The sequence below is a fragment of the Butyrivibrio sp. INlla21 genome, assembly GCF_900116875.1.
Lineage (GTDB): Bacteria > Bacillota > Clostridia > Lachnospirales > Lachnospiraceae > Butyrivibrio.
Genome location: NZ_FPCC01000016.1, coordinates 34,632 through 50,005 on the forward strand (window position 1 = coordinate 34,632; position 15,374 = coordinate 50,005).

Annotated in this window: 15 protein-coding genes and 1 pseudogene; 4 read left to right on the plus strand and 12 right to left on the minus strand. The window is 43.0% G+C overall.

The genetic code is table 11. From position 1 onward, the window contains the following. Positions 1-16: 16 nt before the first annotated feature. From BM377_RS10240 to BM377_RS10260, 5 genes are all read right to left on the minus strand, one after another. Complete coding sequence (locus BM377_RS10240; protein ID WP_143104498.1) at positions 17-1,429, minus strand: IS1182 family transposase; 1,413 nt, start codon at positions 1,427-1,429, stop codon at positions 17-19. A 168-nt stretch (positions 1,430-1,597) separates the two neighbouring features. After that, on the minus strand, positions 1,598-2,194 hold the full coding sequence (locus tag BM377_RS10245; RefSeq protein WP_092247658.1) for a hypothetical protein: 597 nt from the start codon (positions 2,192-2,194) through the stop codon (positions 1,598-1,600). A 94-nt stretch (positions 2,195-2,288) separates the two neighbouring features. Further along, positions 2,289-3,110: a hypothetical protein gene (locus tag BM377_RS10250; protein ID WP_143104499.1), complete on the minus strand. Its 822-nt coding sequence runs from the start codon at positions 3,108-3,110 to the stop codon at positions 2,289-2,291. A 60-nt stretch (positions 3,111-3,170) separates the two neighbouring features. After that, positions 3,171-4,208: a transglutaminase domain-containing protein gene (locus tag BM377_RS10255; RefSeq protein ID WP_092247664.1), complete on the minus strand. Its 1,038-nt coding sequence runs from the start codon at positions 4,206-4,208 to the stop codon at positions 3,171-3,173. A 60-nt stretch (positions 4,209-4,268) separates the two neighbouring features. Beyond that, the gene (locus BM377_RS10260; protein ID WP_092247667.1) at positions 4,269-5,240 is read right to left on the minus strand and encodes a transglutaminase domain-containing protein; all 972 of its coding nucleotides are present in this window, start codon (positions 5,238-5,240) and stop codon (positions 4,269-4,271) included. A 288-nt stretch (positions 5,241-5,528) separates the two neighbouring features. Between BM377_RS10260 and BM377_RS10265 the strand changes: the two genes are divergently transcribed. Both BM377_RS10265 and BM377_RS10270 read left to right on the plus strand, forming a co-directional pair. Beyond that, positions 5,529-6,581 (plus strand): PD-(D/E)XK nuclease family transposase, encoded by a 1,053-nt coding sequence (locus BM377_RS10265; protein WP_177223854.1) that lies wholly within the window; start codon positions 5,529-5,531, stop codon positions 6,579-6,581. Positions 6,582-6,596: 15 nt separating this feature from the next. Further along, a complete protein-coding gene (locus BM377_RS10270; RefSeq protein WP_092247673.1) occupies positions 6,597-6,905 on the plus strand; it encodes a hypothetical protein in 309 nt (102 codons plus the stop codon). Between the two features lie 74 nt (positions 6,906-6,979). Here BM377_RS10270 and BM377_RS10275 read toward each other — a convergent pair whose 3' ends face one another. The 5 genes and pseudogenes from BM377_RS10275 to BM377_RS10295 all read right to left on the minus strand — a co-directional run bounded on the left by BM377_RS10275 (position 6,980) and on the right by BM377_RS10295 (position 11,106). Next, a complete protein-coding gene (locus BM377_RS10275; RefSeq protein ID WP_092247676.1) occupies positions 6,980-7,315 on the minus strand; it encodes a hypothetical protein in 336 nt (111 codons plus the stop codon). A 23-nt stretch (positions 7,316-7,338) separates the two neighbouring features. Next, positions 7,339-8,010, minus strand: a complete 672-nt coding sequence (locus BM377_RS10280; protein WP_092247679.1) for an SIMPL domain-containing protein — start codon at positions 8,008-8,010, stop codon at positions 7,339-7,341. Positions 8,011-8,208: 198 nt separating this feature from the next. Further along, positions 8,209-8,778 (minus strand): annotated as a pseudogene (locus BM377_RS10285) (HsdM family class I SAM-dependent methyltransferase); the annotation flags it as partial. 874 nt (positions 8,779-9,652) lie between these two features. Next, complete coding sequence (locus BM377_RS10290) at positions 9,653-10,402, minus strand: radical SAM protein (protein WP_092247682.1); 750 nt, start codon at positions 10,400-10,402, stop codon at positions 9,653-9,655. Beyond that, positions 10,399-11,106 carry a queuosine precursor transporter gene (locus tag BM377_RS10295; RefSeq protein WP_177223855.1) on the minus strand — a complete coding sequence of 236 codons (708 nt, stop codon included), beginning with the start codon at positions 11,104-11,106 and terminating at the stop codon, positions 10,399-10,401. Before BM377_RS10295 ends, BM377_RS10290 begins: the two co-directional genes overlap by 4 nt. Positions 11,107-11,820: 714 nt before the next feature. Here BM377_RS10295 and BM377_RS10300 point away from each other — a divergent pair. Beyond that, positions 11,821-12,009, plus strand: coding sequence for a hypothetical protein (locus BM377_RS10300; RefSeq protein WP_092247688.1), 189 nt, complete (start codon positions 11,821-11,823; stop codon positions 12,007-12,009). A gap of 269 nt (positions 12,010-12,278) precedes the next feature. Here BM377_RS10300 and groL read toward each other — a convergent pair whose 3' ends face one another. After that, positions 12,279-13,901: a chaperonin GroEL gene (gene groL / locus BM377_RS10305; protein WP_092247692.1), complete on the minus strand. Its 1,623-nt coding sequence runs from the start codon at positions 13,899-13,901 to the stop codon at positions 12,279-12,281. A gap of 177 nt (positions 13,902-14,078) precedes the next feature. After that, positions 14,079-14,366, minus strand: a complete 288-nt coding sequence (locus BM377_RS10310) for a co-chaperone GroES (protein WP_092247695.1) — start codon at positions 14,364-14,366, stop codon at positions 14,079-14,081. Between the two features lie 405 nt (positions 14,367-14,771). Between BM377_RS10310 and BM377_RS10315 the strand changes: the two genes are divergently transcribed. After that, entirely contained in the window at positions 14,772-15,200 is a 429-nt protein-coding gene (locus BM377_RS10315; RefSeq protein ID WP_092247698.1) for a hypothetical protein, read from the plus strand. Positions 15,201-15,374: the final 174 nt, after the last annotated feature.

The window sequence follows — 15,374 nt, forward strand, 5'->3', positions numbered from 1 at the left end:
TCATAAATGGCCCCTATCAGGCCATTTCTAACCGCCATTCATGCTTGATTCTTGCAAGTTTTTTCAGATTCATACACGCAAAGGTAAGCGCGACCTTCATTTCCATCCGCGCCTTGCCATACATCTGCGTATATCTGAATCCGTGGTTCTCTTTAGCTGTTCCAAAGATTCTCTCTATTGTTTCTTTTCTGTGAGAATAGAGATCCTTCATTCCTTCTGTGTACCTTATATCCTCACATTCTTCCATGTAATCTTCCCAGATATGACGAGTTATAAGCTTTACATGGTTTTTACTGAGTGTGCACTGCTCGAGATATGGACAGCTTTCACAGACCTTTCCGCAGCTCTTGTATTCCCTGTATCCATCACGATTTGTTGTTGAATACTCCAGTACCTGATCATTAGGGCATACATAGCAGTCATTGTATTCGTCGTAAGCGTACTCAGATTTCTTAAAGAATCCCTTCTTTGTCATTGGACGCTTGTATGGAAGAAGTGGTTTGATGCCATCATCTATGAGGAGTTTTGCTATGGCCGGTGTCTTATAGCCTGCGTCTGCAACGATCGTTTCAACACCGATATCCTTTATCTTATCGTATAGCCCTTTGAATGTACGGCTGTCATGCTCATTACCTGGATTAACTGTATAATCAAGGATCCATCCATTCTTATCACATGCAGTTTCTATTCCGTATGCGAATACATTCTTGTGTTCACCTTTGTGAAACCATCCACTATCAGGATCGGTAATGCTGCATTTTACATTCTTGGTATCCTTGGGAGTATCGTCAGTGAAGTCACTGAAATCATCATGCCCGCCTGTGCCTTTATCATTATCATCATCTTTATCTTTAAGAGCCTTCTTACCGTGCTCAGCTCTGTCTTCGTTTATCTCTTTTCTGAGCATTTCTTCGTAAAACAGTGCTTCCTGCTTTGCCAGTTTATGCTGCATCTTACGGTTGTTAGCTCTGGCTTTTACATGAGTAGCATCTACAAATACAGCGGTAGGATCAACAAGCTTGAAGCGGTAGCAGTCTTCAAGGATACGCTGGAATATCTGCTCAAAAAGATCAGTATCTTTAAACCGTCTTGTATAGTTCTTTCCAAATGTTGAGAAGTGTGGGACAGGTTCATTAAGCTCTAAGCCTAAGAACCATCTGTATGCAACATTGACTTCGATTTCCTTGATAGTCTGCCTCATGCTGCGGATTCCGTACAGATACTGGATGAAGGGAATTTTAATAAGAGTGACAGGATCCATGCTGGGCCTGCCCATGTCTGAAGAATACTTATCTTCAACAAGATCATATATGAATGACCAGTCGATAGCTTTATCAATAAGCCTGAGCATGTGGTCCTGTGGAACTAGATCATCCATGCTCACAAACTGCATTTGTTCACGCTTTCTTTCGGTATTAGAAGTCATCATAAAGGCAATCCCCATCCCCAACTTTGATACTACTATTATACCAGAAAAAGCGCCTTAATCCCAGATGCATACTGGGTTTTTGGCACTTTTACAAAGAAAAATCCACGGCGTATGCCGTGGACTTTGTCTACAGTCTGAGGCGGAGATTTCTCTCCGCCTTTTTGCGTTTTAGTCTGTGCACTTACTAAGTGAAGAACCACCTCTGTAAGCATCAGGGAACTGACTATCATCCCATGTCTCATAATACTCGATCATGCTGCTGTCAGTCTCTGCTGTCTGAAGTGTATACTGTACACCGGTTGAAGATGTAGCCTGGATCTTATATCCGTTTGCAGTCTTCTCTGCAGAATCGATCTTGTCTGAATGATCGACTACGAACTCACCGTTCTTCTTGTGACCGTAATCAATGCTTGAATCCTTAAACTGTACATACCACTCAGGCTGCATATCGTCGCCATCCATATATCCGATGGAAGCAGTTGACCATGTTCCGTCGATTGAAACAGAAGCGCCTGACTTAGCATCTGTAGCGTCGCTCTTTGTTGAAGAAGCTGCGTCCGCAGAATCCTCAGAAGTTGCTACTGTTGAAGCCTCGGTAGTTTCCTCCTTTGTGGCCTCCTCAGTCTTTTCTCCTACAACATCATCTACTGTAAGTGTGCTGCTCTCAATTGCAGTCTCATCAGCGGGCATCTCAACAGCCTCGCTTGTACATGCTGTAAGCATCATAGCTGCTGCAGCTATAGGTAAGATCATTTTTATTTTCATAATATTTTCCTTCCTTTTATTCGATATTTGTAAAATGCGTGTAACATTTGAATAACATATTATCACAAATCAGAAAAAAATGCAAAAACGCTCATCAGTTACTGAGCATTGAGATCATCTCACTCTTGGAAACGGTGCCCGAAAGCTCTTTTGCCCTGCTGTTGTCATAAGCTGCACTAAACTTAGCATTGTAGGTAGCTTCGTCAACCGGCTGTCCGCCGATATCATATGATCTTGTGGGATTCTCACTTGAATAATCCTCAGACCATTCACCGTCAAAGACTGTGGTCCAATTACCGTTCTCAAGCTTATATACGGTATCGTTATATGCGCCCATAATTCCCTCTGAATTGCATAAGAGGCCGCCCTTTTCAATATAGTTAAAATACAATCTACGTGTATAGATCTCATTGGGCTGTCCGTTATTACATGCAACTATAAAGCTTCCGTCAGCCTCACAAGCTCCCTGAATAGCAAGCTCGGGAATATCGTCATTGTCCACATAGATAAGAGCATAATTGAACTGATCGCTTCCATCAGGTCTCATACTATTGATGTAAGACAAGTACGCATTTTTCCAATCGGCACCGACAGACGCATTTGCTGCCTGAGTGTTTGTATTATGCTGCTGAACCGCACCTGCGGATGCGTTAACGTTTCCTGAAGGCTGCACTACAGGCGCACTTGAATCATCCTCTTCCAAAGTGTCGCTCTCTTCAACTTCAGTCTCTTCGGGCTGTGTCTCCTCAGTCTCAGTCTCAGTCTCTTCGGTCTCATTCTCCTCAGACATATCCATCTCTGTCTCTGCAGTCTCCTGCACGTCAGACTCGTCACTTAATTCCATGCCGCCACAGCCTGTCATCATGAGCGTCGCAGCAACCATAACTCCAACTCCGTTCAACATAAATTTCTTCATTTTTCTTTCCTCTCTTTCCATTGTACCGGCCCTCAGGGCTTTTACCTTTTCCTAATAACATCAAGAAGAGTAATGGTACTCTCTTCTCTCGTCGCCGACCTTGTAATACAAAGTCTTCGTCTTGGTATCCAGCTCTTCAAAATCCCCTCCGCGAAGAGATGCATACCGGTCATCCGTCGCCGAAAAATCAACATCCGGATTTCTATGATCATAGCAAAATGTCTCGGGCTCCATTGTATCCCCGAAATCATGCTCTCGATCCTGTGCAGTCATCATAAAATATGTCAGCTCATGCTCTTCCGTATCCGGAAGCCCCCAAGTGGGGTCAATAAAATATCCGACGTCATCAAGCGTAACGTATGTCCAGGCGTGCTTACTGTTCTCTTCGCCACCAAGGTATTTCACGGCGTCGACTCCGCACTGGAGAAGCAGATAATTATATACATTGCTGATCTCATTGCAGATTCCTTTTTTATCTTTAAAAGTCCTGTAAGTACCGTACGTTCCTCTCGGAAGATTATTTATCTTGGCAACAGTGTTGTTGTCACACTCCCTGTAATCGTATACATAGTTGTTCACCATGTATTCATACAACGCGATACACTTTTCAAAATCGGTATAATCCGTCCGCACATTCTCTTTTAAAATGTCCTCGATAGTCTGCTCGAACTCTTTTTCCTTGGCAAGAAACTCATCCTTGGGAACGGTGTACTTAATACGTCCCACTCCCTTCGAATAACCGTCTAAGTAATCCATATCCACGCAGTACCGTGCCACCGGAAAAAACTCATCAAGTGGGCCTCCGCTGAAACACCAGGCGTAAACTTCCTCACTTGGACAGTCAAAAGAATCTTCACCTTTTCGAAGCGCATCGCAAAGATTGAAAAATGCGCCCCATTCCTCGGGTCCGTATGCATCATATAACTTCTTCGGACAAACATGCGGATTAAAAGAATAGTACTTACCCGTTTCATTCGGTCCTTCAAGAACCTGTTCCCCTTCACTTACCCCAACCTCTATCGGTAAGGCGGGTACCGCGGCACATGCCGTGACCGTCAGACCGCACAAGACCGATGCGATAAGTGCTCTAAATCTCATTATGGGTTCTCCTTCTTTTTACAGCGTATCAACCGTAATAAAACTTTTTCTTCTCTCCCATCACCTTGTAATACAAGATCTTTTTTTCTTGTCAAAAGAAATAAATTCGCCCCTATGGAGCGCGGCAAACCGATTATCCTTCGCGGTAAAATCAACGTCTTTTTTCTGAAAATCATAATAATAAATTTCAGGCTCCATGACGTCAAAGTCAGGATCACGTTCATCCGATGTTATCATAAAATACTGAAGATCCGAATCCGTCTGATCCGGAAGTCCCCAAGTCGGATCTATAAAATATCCGACGCCGTCAAGCGTGACATAAGACCACGCATGCCCTACGGGCTCAGTATTGACCCAGCCTTCGTACTTAGCCGCCTCGACTCCGCACTGAAGAAGCAGATAATTGTAAACATTGCTAAGCTCATTGCAGACACCTTTTTTGTCAAGAAAAGTCCTATACGTGCCGCAATCCCATGTCGTATAAAAATCCCCGGACTCATTGGCCTTAGCCTCATCGTAATCATACACATAATTATTGATTATGTACTCATACAGCGCGATGCACTTCTCGAAATCCGTGTAATCCTTGTCGACATTGTCATTTACAATCTTCATGACCATCTTCTCGAAAGCCTTTTGTTTCTTCATGAATTCATCTTTGGGTATCAAGTACGTGATATGCCCAACGCCTTCGGTATAGCCGTTCTCGAAATCCATCTCGAGATTGTATCTTCCGACAGGAAATAATTCATCCAGGGGACCTCCGCTGAAACACCACTCGTAGATCTCCCTGCTGGGACACTCAAAGGTATCTTCCCCTTTCCTAAGAGCGTCAATAAGTTTAAAAAATGTCTCCCACTCTTCCGGTCCGTAAGCTTCGTAAAGCTTTTTGGAACAAACATGAGGATTAAAAGAAAAATCCTCGCTCGATATTTCCAAACCTCCCGGCAGCGTAGGCAGCTCGGGAAGCTTGGCACAAGCAGTTAAAAGTATGCCACATAAAACAGCCGTGACAATCGCTTTAACTCTCATTTTTAAAAATAGATACTCCTTCCTTTTATTTTATAAGCACTCATATGTTAACATATTTGTATTAGTTTGTCATCTTTTTGTTACTATTTTTTATATTTTTTTAATTTTATAGCCGTGGAATGCCGCTCTCAGCCTCGAAAAATGTTTCTTAAGGAAAATTAAGAATTCTCTACATCAAGTTCTTAAGATTTGTCTGATATCATTGAATATGTCGACGGCCTTTCAACGGCCATTCTTATGTCGACACATGGCGGATTCGCCAAATTCTATTATTTTCGGAGGTGCTGTATGAACAGCCAAAACAATCTTTCTAAATTATTTCCAATGATCAAGACAAGGGAACAGGTTCTTGAAGAAATCAATTCAAATGATACTCTGCGAACGATATTTAATAACTGGCCAGAGCATCATCAAAATGAATTTCTTGCCATCTGCACCGGATCAAAAGGAGTAAAAGTGCTCTATGACAGCTATTTTAAGGAAATATTTAATCCTGAGTATGCGCCGGAGCGACTCTCATCGCTTATCAGTATATTGATCGGAAAAAAAGTCACTGTAAAGTATCAGCTGACCAACGACAATACCCGAATCGGAGATGAATCTTCTCTTGTCATAACAGACATCGTGGTCGAGCTTGAGGACGGTACTCTGGCTAATATCGAAGTCCAAAAAATAGGATACGCCTTTACGGGTGAACGAGCATCCTGCTATTCCGCAGACTTATTACTCCGGCAATATAAACGCATCAGAGATGAAAAGAAAAAGAATTTCTCTTATAAAGACATCTCTCCGGTATATACCATCGTATTTCTCGAAAAATCTCCAAGCTCTTTTAAAGAGTTCAAAGATGATTATGTCCACAAATTCACAACTATCTCAGATACAGGTCTTAAGCTGAATATGCTTCAAAACTTCATTTTTATCCCTGTTGATATTTTCCTTGAAAAACTCCATAATAATGGTGTACAGAGTGAATTGGATGCATGGCTTACATTCCTAGGTTGTGACGAGTCGGAATACATAATGAGTCTTTTAGAAACTCATCCGGATTTCAAACCGCTTTACCATGATCTGTTCAATATATGTCAGAACACAGAGAGGATGATGACTATGTTTTTTTCGGAAGAACTAAAGATCTTAGATGATAACACTGTTAAATATATGGTTGATCAACTCGAGGAATCTAACAAAGAAAAAGATGCGATAATAAATGAACTAGATGCCACCATCGCTGAACTAAATACGGAAAAAGCCGCTTTTATGCAACTCATAAACCAGCTCGATGAGCCAAACGCAGATAAAGAAGCCATCCTTTCAAAGCTTCGTGAACTAAAAAAGTAAAGCGAGGTCGGAACATTGATCTTTGAACTTAATTATGACAATCAAGCAAAAGAAATATTAGAAGGCCAGCGCCGTTACAGAGAGCAAATGAACTCTCAATATACCGCAGGATACACCGATGCTGAAGAGAAATACGAACCCGAGCTTGCGCAGAAAGAATCTAAAATTTCTGAGCTGTGCGATGAAAACACCGAACTTCGTGATGAAAACACAGACCTTCGTGACGAAAACACAGACCTTCGTGACGAAAATAGCGAACTGCGTGACGAAAACGCCGAACTAAAAAGAAAAATTGCCGAACTCGAAAAGGCTCAAAGAAGCTAATACCACACAAAGCGAGGTCGGCAACCAACAATTAAATTAATTACACAAGGCCGGATCCCACGATCCGGCCCTTATCATCTCTCTTCAAGATACCTCACTACTTTCCCATGCTCCCGGGCATACTCAATCTCAGATCTCGTACTATCCCCGATATACCCTCCAACGTTAATGACAAAAATCTCATCCGCCATATCAATCTTGCGCTTATGCATATCATCCAGCATCACCTTAGTCTTGGTAAGCGTGCCCTCGTCCATGTTCTCCCACACTTCCTCGTCACCGGAATGCCCAAAAAGCCCAACACTGATAACAATGTTCCCCTCTAATGTAAGCCTCTTCTGCGCTTCCATAAACTCATCCTTAAAGCGCGTACTTCCGCATAATGTGATCACCTTATAATTTCCAACCATGATTTCATCCAACCAATCCTAAATCACTCAATCTCCCAAACAACCGTGACAGTATCGGAAACCTCGATATCATCAGGTTCAATATCCATGGCTAAAGCTTTTACGTCACCATATCCCTCGCCATCAGGAAAAGCACTTCTCTCCATAGGAGAATAATCAAAACGAATTTCACCCCAAGAATAATCTATGCTCAATATATCTTTGAGCTTTACGCCTGCTGCCCCGGTCAAAACCTCTGCTTTGGCTTTTGCATCGGTAACAGCCTTCGCAAGAAGAGCATTCTTGGACGCTTCCTTATCTTTTACCGTATAGCTAAGTTTGAATTCAGGATGAATATCTTTTGCATTTGCTATGGCATAAAGAATCTTCCCAAGCCTGCTGTTATCGGAATCAAATTCAACCTTCACCTCGTGTGTAAACTCATAACCTAAAAAGCGGTTCTTCCAACTCTTATCATGAGCCTGATAGCTTTCATGTCTAGGTCTGACATCAAACGAAAGAGTCTTAACATCAGTTCGTTCAAAGCCCTGCTTTTCAAGAATATCCTTTAGAATCTCCGTATCTTTTGAAGACCTATCAATAGTCTTGTCATACTCCTTATCCATCCCCTCAAGAGTCATAGTGATTATAGTCATATCGGGTTTAACCTTAAGGTTACCTCTACCTGTTACCTTTATTATTCTTCCATTAGCCATGATCACTTACCTCCTTTATGCTCGCGCCAATACTCCTCAGCTGCATCGTAGGCTTCGTCTTCATCTTCGTAGTCATCTTCATAATCATAGAACTCCTCGTACTTGTCATCGGCAAATTCCTCTGCTGACTTATAATCATGTACATCGTAGGGATCGCTATTCTTCTTTGATGACTTTGTTTTTTTCTTAGTAGAGGTTCTCTATATCCGTATTCTGCTCGGATAAACTGTCCCTATATGAAATATTGGGATTATCAACCCCATGAAGAAGCATATTCATCGCACCGATACGAAGCATTGTTCTGTCCATATCGTTGCCATAGAACATATCATTATTGAAATGATTTCTCTTTTTTTCATCCAAGAACATATCAGGGTGATTCTCACGAAGATATGTCTGCGCAGATATTAAGAAACCTGCTGATCCCATTGCAGGATCAATGATAATATCATCAGGCTGTGGTTTTGTAAGTTTGACCATTAAATCAATGATATGTCTTGGTGTTCTAAACTGACCGTTAGTTCCGGCTGTAGCTACCTTTGAAAGCAAATACTCGTATAAATCTCCTTTGGTATCTTCATCACCAAGTTCAAGCTGGTCTATACCGTCAACAATCTTTGTAAGCATTGCAGCCGTCGGGACTTTAAATATAGCGTCGCCCATGTACTTTGAATAAGCAGAATCGCCATCCTGATGAAGATTCTTAATAAACGGAAATACGCCGTTCATAACAAGATCATACATCTCATCAGCGGAACCAAGGTTTTCTTTTTGTCATTTTCATTCTATTCAATTTAGTCATTTAACCGGCAAATGACTAAATTGAATTAATATGATGAGGTAATTGAATTCTATGAATCCTCTTTTAGATACAAAAAAGACGGCGCTATGTAGCGTCGCCTTTTCCAAGACACAAAAATAACCGCCCGAGCCTGAGAAACTAAGTGGTTATTAGACAATATTATCATATTACAGTGCTAACTGTCACTTCCCGAAGCGTTCTCTCCATAGTGCACAGCCTGCTATGTTAAAAACACGAGTGTATCCATAAACCAGCCTCCGGACTTTATAAAGACAACCAGCGATAATATCGCGAGAAACACGGACAAGACCATATGCAGGATCTCTTTTTTCCTATTGTGAGTTATTGTGTGCATCATGTAGATCTCGCGCCATTTCATAAAGTGACGTATGCCGAAATACATACCGATAGCCTTTGTAAGTATTTCTAACAGGATAACATCCGGTCGGGGTTGGCGTCAAAAAATGTACTAAATAAGAATTATTGAAAAAGAACAAACGTTTGGTAAAATATTAATGGTGCTACCATTCACGGTAGGCGGTTAGTCCTTCAACCGGAGGACTGTGACCTCCGTTTATCATAGAAATCTCGTATGAGAAATCCATGTTGGGAGGGAATGGCTTATGCTAACCATCAACGACTTGATTGCAGTTCTCGCACTGTGTGCGACGTTTTACAGTCTTGGATACGTTCATGGAAAGCGTGATTCCAAGACACAAAAATAACCGCCCATTGTCACGGCCATGACTGAGCGGTTATATTTCGCTTATTTATTCCGGGACTAACCGTCTATCGGTAGCACCTTTTCTTTTATTATATTAGCAGTTCTCTGCGGCTACGTCAAATATCATGCCCGACTTTATGCTCGTTGGCGTCGTCCCATTCGTCGTAGATGTCGATGGCAGGATTTTGCGTGAGGTCGCGGTAGAAGGCGCTATCGTAGAATGTCTTGATCGCGGCGCTGTCGCGAGCGGGGCCGTTTTTGACTGTGGTGTAGATGCTAAGGTTCACGCGGTCGAAGTACTTAAGGCCCGTAGCAATATCTTTTTCCAATTGAGCGGTGGTCTGGCCTTCCATGCCGAACATGATGTTGATCCAGCTAAAGTGGCGGGCGATCTGCTCGGGCGTCACGCCGGGGAGGCCTTTATGGAGGATGTCCTCTCTGATGTGCTCATCGAAGGTCTCGACGCCGCATCTGAAGATGGTCTTGATCCCGTACTGCCTAAAAAAGTCGGTAAAAAACGGATTGGCGTCTCTAAAGATGTAGTGTCCTTCGAGGATCACGGTGTCTATGCCTTTTTCGCGGCAGACCTCGCGGATGTAGTTGATGGTGGTAAAGGGAAGCTCTGTGTATGAGGCGGAGCACGTTACTTCCAGGGTAAAAGAGCCTACTTCTCTTCCTTTCACCTGTGCGAGGGCTTTTTTGTTTACGGCGTCGCTCTCAAGGACGGTTGAAGCTTTGTCGTCCTGATAGTCGCAGAAGGCGCATTTTCCCCAGGAGCAGCCAAGGGATACAAGGAGGACGTTTTCTCTTTTTAATGAACTTGTCTTTTCATCTACAAGCTGGTAGCGAACGAGATCGTAGATCATGCTGCTTCCTCCGAGAGAGTTTCGTCCTTAGCATTTTCTTTTTCCAGAAGAATGCCGCTCTTACGGTTGAAGATGCCTGCAAGGTAGAGAAAAGGTGTGTCGCAAAGGGCGATGAGCATCTCGATGATTGAGCCAGCGACAGCGACCTCGAGGCAGTAAAGGAGCGGGAATGTTCCGATAAATGCAAGGATCGAGAAGCCGAAGTTCTCGGCACAGTTGCAGAGGATGGTCGAGAGGTTGTTTCTAAACCACATGTGCTTGCCGCCTGTCTTTTGCTTGAGCTTCTGGTAGATGATGACGTCGCCCCAGTTGGATAGGATGAACATGATGCCGGAGGCTGTGGTGATCCTTACGGACATGGCGAATATGCTCTTCATTCCGGGATCGACGGTGTCGAAGGTGTTGGGGATGAAGGCTTGTGTAAAGAGTGCGAACAGTATGTAGGCGATGAGTGCCGCTGCTGCGATCTTGACTGCGTTTTTGCTTGCTTTGTCGCCGTATTTTTCGTTGAGGATGTCGGTCGTAAGGTAGGTCGATGCGAACATGACGTTGCCGAGCGCGGTTGAGACGCCGGCGATGTCGACTTGCTTGGAGACCTGTATGTTGGCAAATACCACGGCGAGAGCCATCCATGTGTAGAGGCCGAATTTGCCGAAGAGTTTGTCCATGAGGAGGACTCCGTAGAATATTACTATGAGTTCCATAATGCCTAGGAGTAGATTCATTTCTTTATAACCTTTCTGATATGTATGGTTGGTGCAGGGGGAGTTAGATTCGGAGCGGATTCTCGTCGCGCTTCGCGGACGGATTATCCGGAAATAAAAAGGCTCCGCGCATAAGTACGCAGAGCCATCAGATTGCATGGTAATACATGTTGTTTCTAACTAGCCCTGGTTTTGTTTAACGACAGGATGGTGCAAACGAACTGTCGGGGTTACGTAATGTAACAGCCTTGGGTAGTTTACTATGGCGCGAGGATGGTGTCAAGGGGGTGTGGTTATGATATAGTTATATAAAACCAAATGTGGGGGAAATATGGAAGAAAACAATAACAACAATATTGTAAACAACGAGAAGGCTCCGCGGAAGGGACTGAATAGGGCTCGGCGGAGCTGAAATTTGCGGTTTGTGCATGCGAATCGACGTTTTCTTTGATTTCGCATGTCGTTTTTGCCTGAATTATCAGCATTTCATTCAATATTTGAAGGAAAACGAAGGTGAGTGAGCATGCGTAGCGAGCATTTCTGTTAAAGCGCATGCTTTTTGGGAAAAATCGAGCACGCATATCCGCTAGAAAAGCCGTTTGGCATGTCGGAAGACGGTATTGTGATAAGTTTTGGAGAGTAGGCGTGCCTAGGGTGCCGAATGATTCTCAGTAAATGTGTTATACTAGAAAGTGCACTGACGGAGGTAAAGATATGGAGAAATTCTTGGATACATTTATGAATAAGGTGAAGGTGGAAGGAAAAACCGAGGCATATCATGAGATAACTATTAATATGATCAAAAATGGTATTCCGGTAGATACGATTTCTGCTTCAATACCTGATCTGCCCAAGGATGAGATACAGGAGATTTTTGATAGTATCATGAAGGATAAAGAATAAGGTGATGCGATAAGCGCAGTTTATTTCTATCGCTCATACAAGAGAAACCGCCACCACTGTTCTGCAAGTAAGCTTGTTCACTGTGGTGGCGGTTTCTCTTGTCGTCCGTTGTCGTAAAGCTCGCACACTCAAAAAATCAAGCGCGCCTAAGGCGCACTATAATAACAAAGAACCCCATCATACCAAGCGAGCTTGGTGATGGGGTTCTTCATTATTAAACCACTTCGTGGTGCTTGATTTTTTGAGTGATGAGTTTTACTCGTTATCGCTCACATCATTCCCATTCCGGGATTTCCTGCTGGCATTGCGGGAGCGGGTTCTTTGATTGTTGCTACGGCAGCCTCTGTTGTGAGGAAGCTTGATGCAACGCTAGTAGCGTTCTGGATAGCGCTTCTTGTAACCTTGGCGGGATCGATGATTCCGTCCTTAACCATGTCTACATACTTCTCTGAGTATGCGTTGAAGCCTACGCCTACCTTGCTCTCTTTTACCTTGTTAACGATAACTGATCCGTCGAGACCTGCGTTGTTGGCGATGTGGAAAAGAGGAGCCTCGAGTGCCTTGAGAACTACGTTAGCACCTGTCTTCTCATCTCCCTCAAGCTCAGAAGCAAGCTTCTCAACTTCCTTGGAAGCGTGGATGTAAGCTGAACCACCACCGAAGATGATTCCTTCTTCTACTGCTGCTCTTGTTGCGTTAAGAGCATCTTCCATTCTGTACTTAGCTTCTTTCATCTCTGTCTCTGTAGCTGCGCCGACTCTGATAACGGCTACGCCGCCTGCGAGCTTAGCAAGACGCTCCTGAAGCTTCTCTTTATCGAAATCAGATGTTGTATCTTCAATCTGCTTTTTGATCTGTGCGATTCTGGCCTGGATCTCTTTCTTAACTCCGAGACCGTCAACGATTGTTGTCTTCTCTTTTTCAACCTTGATGCTCTTAGCTCTTCCAAGGTCATCCATTGTTGTATCCTTAAGCTCAAGGCCGAGGTCTGAAGAAATAACCTTACCGCCTGTAAGGATTGCGATATCCTCAAGCATAGCTTTTCTTCTGTCGCCGTAGCCGGGAGCCTTAACTGCTACTACGTTGAATGTTCCGCGGAGCTTGTTAACGATAAGAGTTGTAAGTGCCTCTCCGTCAACGTCCTCAGCGATGATAAGGAGCTTAGATCCTGTCTTAACGATCTGCTCGAGAAGAGGAAGGATGTCCTGGATGTTTGAGATCTTCTTATCTGTAATAAGAACAAAAGGATCTTCGAGGTTAGCTTCCATCTTATCCATATCTGTTGCCATGTAAGCTGAGATGTATCCTCTGTCGAACTGCATTCCTTCTACGAGGTCAAGCTCAGTCTGCATTGTCTTGGACTCTTCGATTGTGATAACGCCGTCGTTTGAAACCTTCTCCATAGCGTCAGCAATCATCTGTCCAACTTCGTCATCTCCTGAAGAAACAGCGGCAACTCTCATGATCTGATCTTTGCCTTTAACCTTTGTAGCCATCTTGCTGATTGCTTCAACTGCGCAATCTGTAGCCTTCTTCATACCTTTTCTGAGTACGATAGGGTTAGCGCCTGCTGCGAGGTTCTTAACGCCTTCGTTGATCATTGCCTGTGCAAGAACTGTAGCTGTTGTTGTTCCGTCACCTGCTACGTCGTTTGTCTTTGTAGCAACTTCTTTTACAAGCTGAGCGCCCATGTTCTCATAAGCATCCTCAAGCTCGATCTCTTTTGCAATAGTTACACCGTCGTTGGTGATTGTGGGTGCACCATAGGACTTGTCGAGAACTACGTTTCTTCCCTTAGGTCCGATTGTTACTCTTACTGTATCTGCAAGCTTATTAACGCCTTCTACCATAGCTGTGCGGGCGTCTGCGCCGTACTTGATTGTCTTAGCCATTATTGTTTTCCTCCATATATTAATAAAAATAATACGGATTGCTACGCTACGCTCTCGCAATCCTACATGCATTCAGAAATCGATATACTCATTTCATTCGTATATCTTTTTTCTTCATGCATGTTCGGTCTTCAAAGTCAAATAATTCTCTGTACAAGTACAGAATTATTTGACCTTTCATCCCTTTATTATTGCCAGTATATCATTCTGCTTAACGATGATGTATGTTACGTCGTCGAGCTTAACCTCTGTTCCGGCGTATTTGGAATAGATGACGTTGTCACCTTTCTTAACCTGCATCTTAACTTCCTTGCCGTCTACTACTCCGCCGGGTCCAACAGCTATAACTTCAGCCTGCTGGGGCTTCTCCTTCTCTGCTCCGGGAAGAACGATTCCGGACTTGGTTGTTTCCTCTGCTTCAAGTGCCTTGAGCACAACTCTGTCTGCAAGTGGTTGTAACTTCATTATGGTGCCTCCTTTATATAATAGGTTCTTTTTTCTTTTTTAATTGTTAGCACTCTTTTATCTCGAGTGCTAACCCCTAAGAACATATATTAGTTACTTATAGGTGTATGTGCAAATATGGATATATTGGATTTGCTCGTTATTTCTTTTGTATACTCTCGATAACTCTTTTATACTCTCATTTTCTTCTATTTCTCCTGAAACATTGATAAAACCAATATAAAAAAGCCTTTTCGGAGTTTATAGATTAATCTGTCGCAGTAAGATTTATTTTAGAATTATTTTATTATAAAGCAATTGCAATTAATCGTTTTACGGCGCATAATACAGATACTTAAAGATCAGTCAAAACACGGAGGTTTTGAGATTTGCTATACGCAAGCGATTGGCAAGGAGGTAATGCCTATGAGTGCTAACATATTCAGTAGCTTATCAGGTTCATATAATTATGTTAATGATATGAGCAATCTCCTTTCTGATTATTCGAGCATAAAGAACGGATCATACGGTACACTCATGAAATCGTATGTTAAAAAAGTTGGCAATCAGAATGCTCTCGACGCTTACCGCAAAACCGGTTCTACAGCTTCAGTAGAGGCTCCTGCCAAAGAGGAATCACAGTCTTCCAAGACCAAAACGGTTAAGACTGTTTCTGAGATGACAAAAGAGGCAGCTGCTACCACTACCAAGAAGACTGACAGCACCGTTAATACAGCGGATAAGTATGAGAAGCTTAAATCCGACTGGCTCGACAATCAGCTTAAGCAGTATGATAAGGATGCAACCAAAACAACGGCTGCAGATACTTCGGTATCGTTTGACGCCACAGTTTGATACAAGAATTCAATAACCGACGTGGAACCGGCAGGGTATGTGCCCTGTCGGTTTTTTGTTTGCAATTACTAAAGGTTTCCGTTATAATCCGTAAACATATGGTGCATTTTTTACATATGGGGAACACGGATGCAACCATGCTTTAGTAACAATGTACAACACGCAAAAAGGAAA

What these genes read in the sequence shown, in the direction of transcription:
- BM377_RS10240 (WP_143104498.1), bottom strand. Translation starts at nt 1,429, where the DNA reads ATGATGACTTCTAATACCGAAAGAAAGCGTGAACAAATGCAGTTTGTG.
- BM377_RS10245 (WP_092247658.1), bottom strand. Translation starts at nt 2,194, where the DNA reads ATGAAAATAAAAATGATCTTACCTATAGCTGCAGCAGCTATGATGCTT.
- BM377_RS10250 (WP_143104499.1), bottom strand. Translation starts at nt 3,110, where the DNA reads ATGAAGAAATTTATGTTGAACGGAGTTGGAGTTATGGTTGCTGCGACG.
- BM377_RS10255 (WP_092247664.1), bottom strand. Translation starts at nt 4,208, where the DNA reads ATGAGATTTAGAGCACTTATCGCATCGGTCTTGTGCGGTCTGACGGTC.
- BM377_RS10260 (WP_092247667.1), bottom strand. Translation starts at nt 5,240, where the DNA reads ATGAGAGTTAAAGCGATTGTCACGGCTGTTTTATGTGGCATACTTTTA.
- BM377_RS10265 (WP_177223854.1), top strand. Translation starts at nt 5,529, where the DNA reads ATGAACAGCCAAAACAATCTTTCTAAATTATTTCCAATGATCAAGACA.
- BM377_RS10275 (WP_092247676.1), bottom strand. Translation starts at nt 7,315, where the DNA reads ATGGTTGGAAATTATAAGGTGATCACATTATGCGGAAGTACGCGCTTT.
- BM377_RS10280 (WP_092247679.1), bottom strand. Translation starts at nt 8,010, where the DNA reads ATGGCTAATGGAAGAATAATAAAGGTAACAGGTAGAGGTAACCTTAAG.
- BM377_RS10290 (WP_092247682.1), bottom strand. Translation starts at nt 10,402, where the DNA reads ATGATCTACGATCTCGTTCGCTACCAGCTTGTAGATGAAAAGACAAGT.
- BM377_RS10295 (WP_177223855.1), bottom strand. Translation starts at nt 11,106, where the DNA reads ATGGAACTCATAGTAATATTCTACGGAGTCCTCCTCATGGACAAACTC.
- BM377_RS10300 (WP_092247688.1), top strand. Translation starts at nt 11,821, where the DNA reads ATGGAGAAATTCTTGGATACATTTATGAATAAGGTGAAGGTGGAAGGA.
- groL (WP_092247692.1), bottom strand. Translation starts at nt 13,901, where the DNA reads ATGGCTAAGACAATCAAGTACGGCGCAGACGCCCGCACAGCTATGGTA.
- BM377_RS10310 (WP_092247695.1), bottom strand. Translation starts at nt 14,366, where the DNA reads ATGAAGTTACAACCACTTGCAGACAGAGTTGTGCTCAAGGCACTTGAA.
- BM377_RS10315 (WP_092247698.1), top strand. Translation starts at nt 14,772, where the DNA reads ATGAGTGCTAACATATTCAGTAGCTTATCAGGTTCATATAATTATGTT.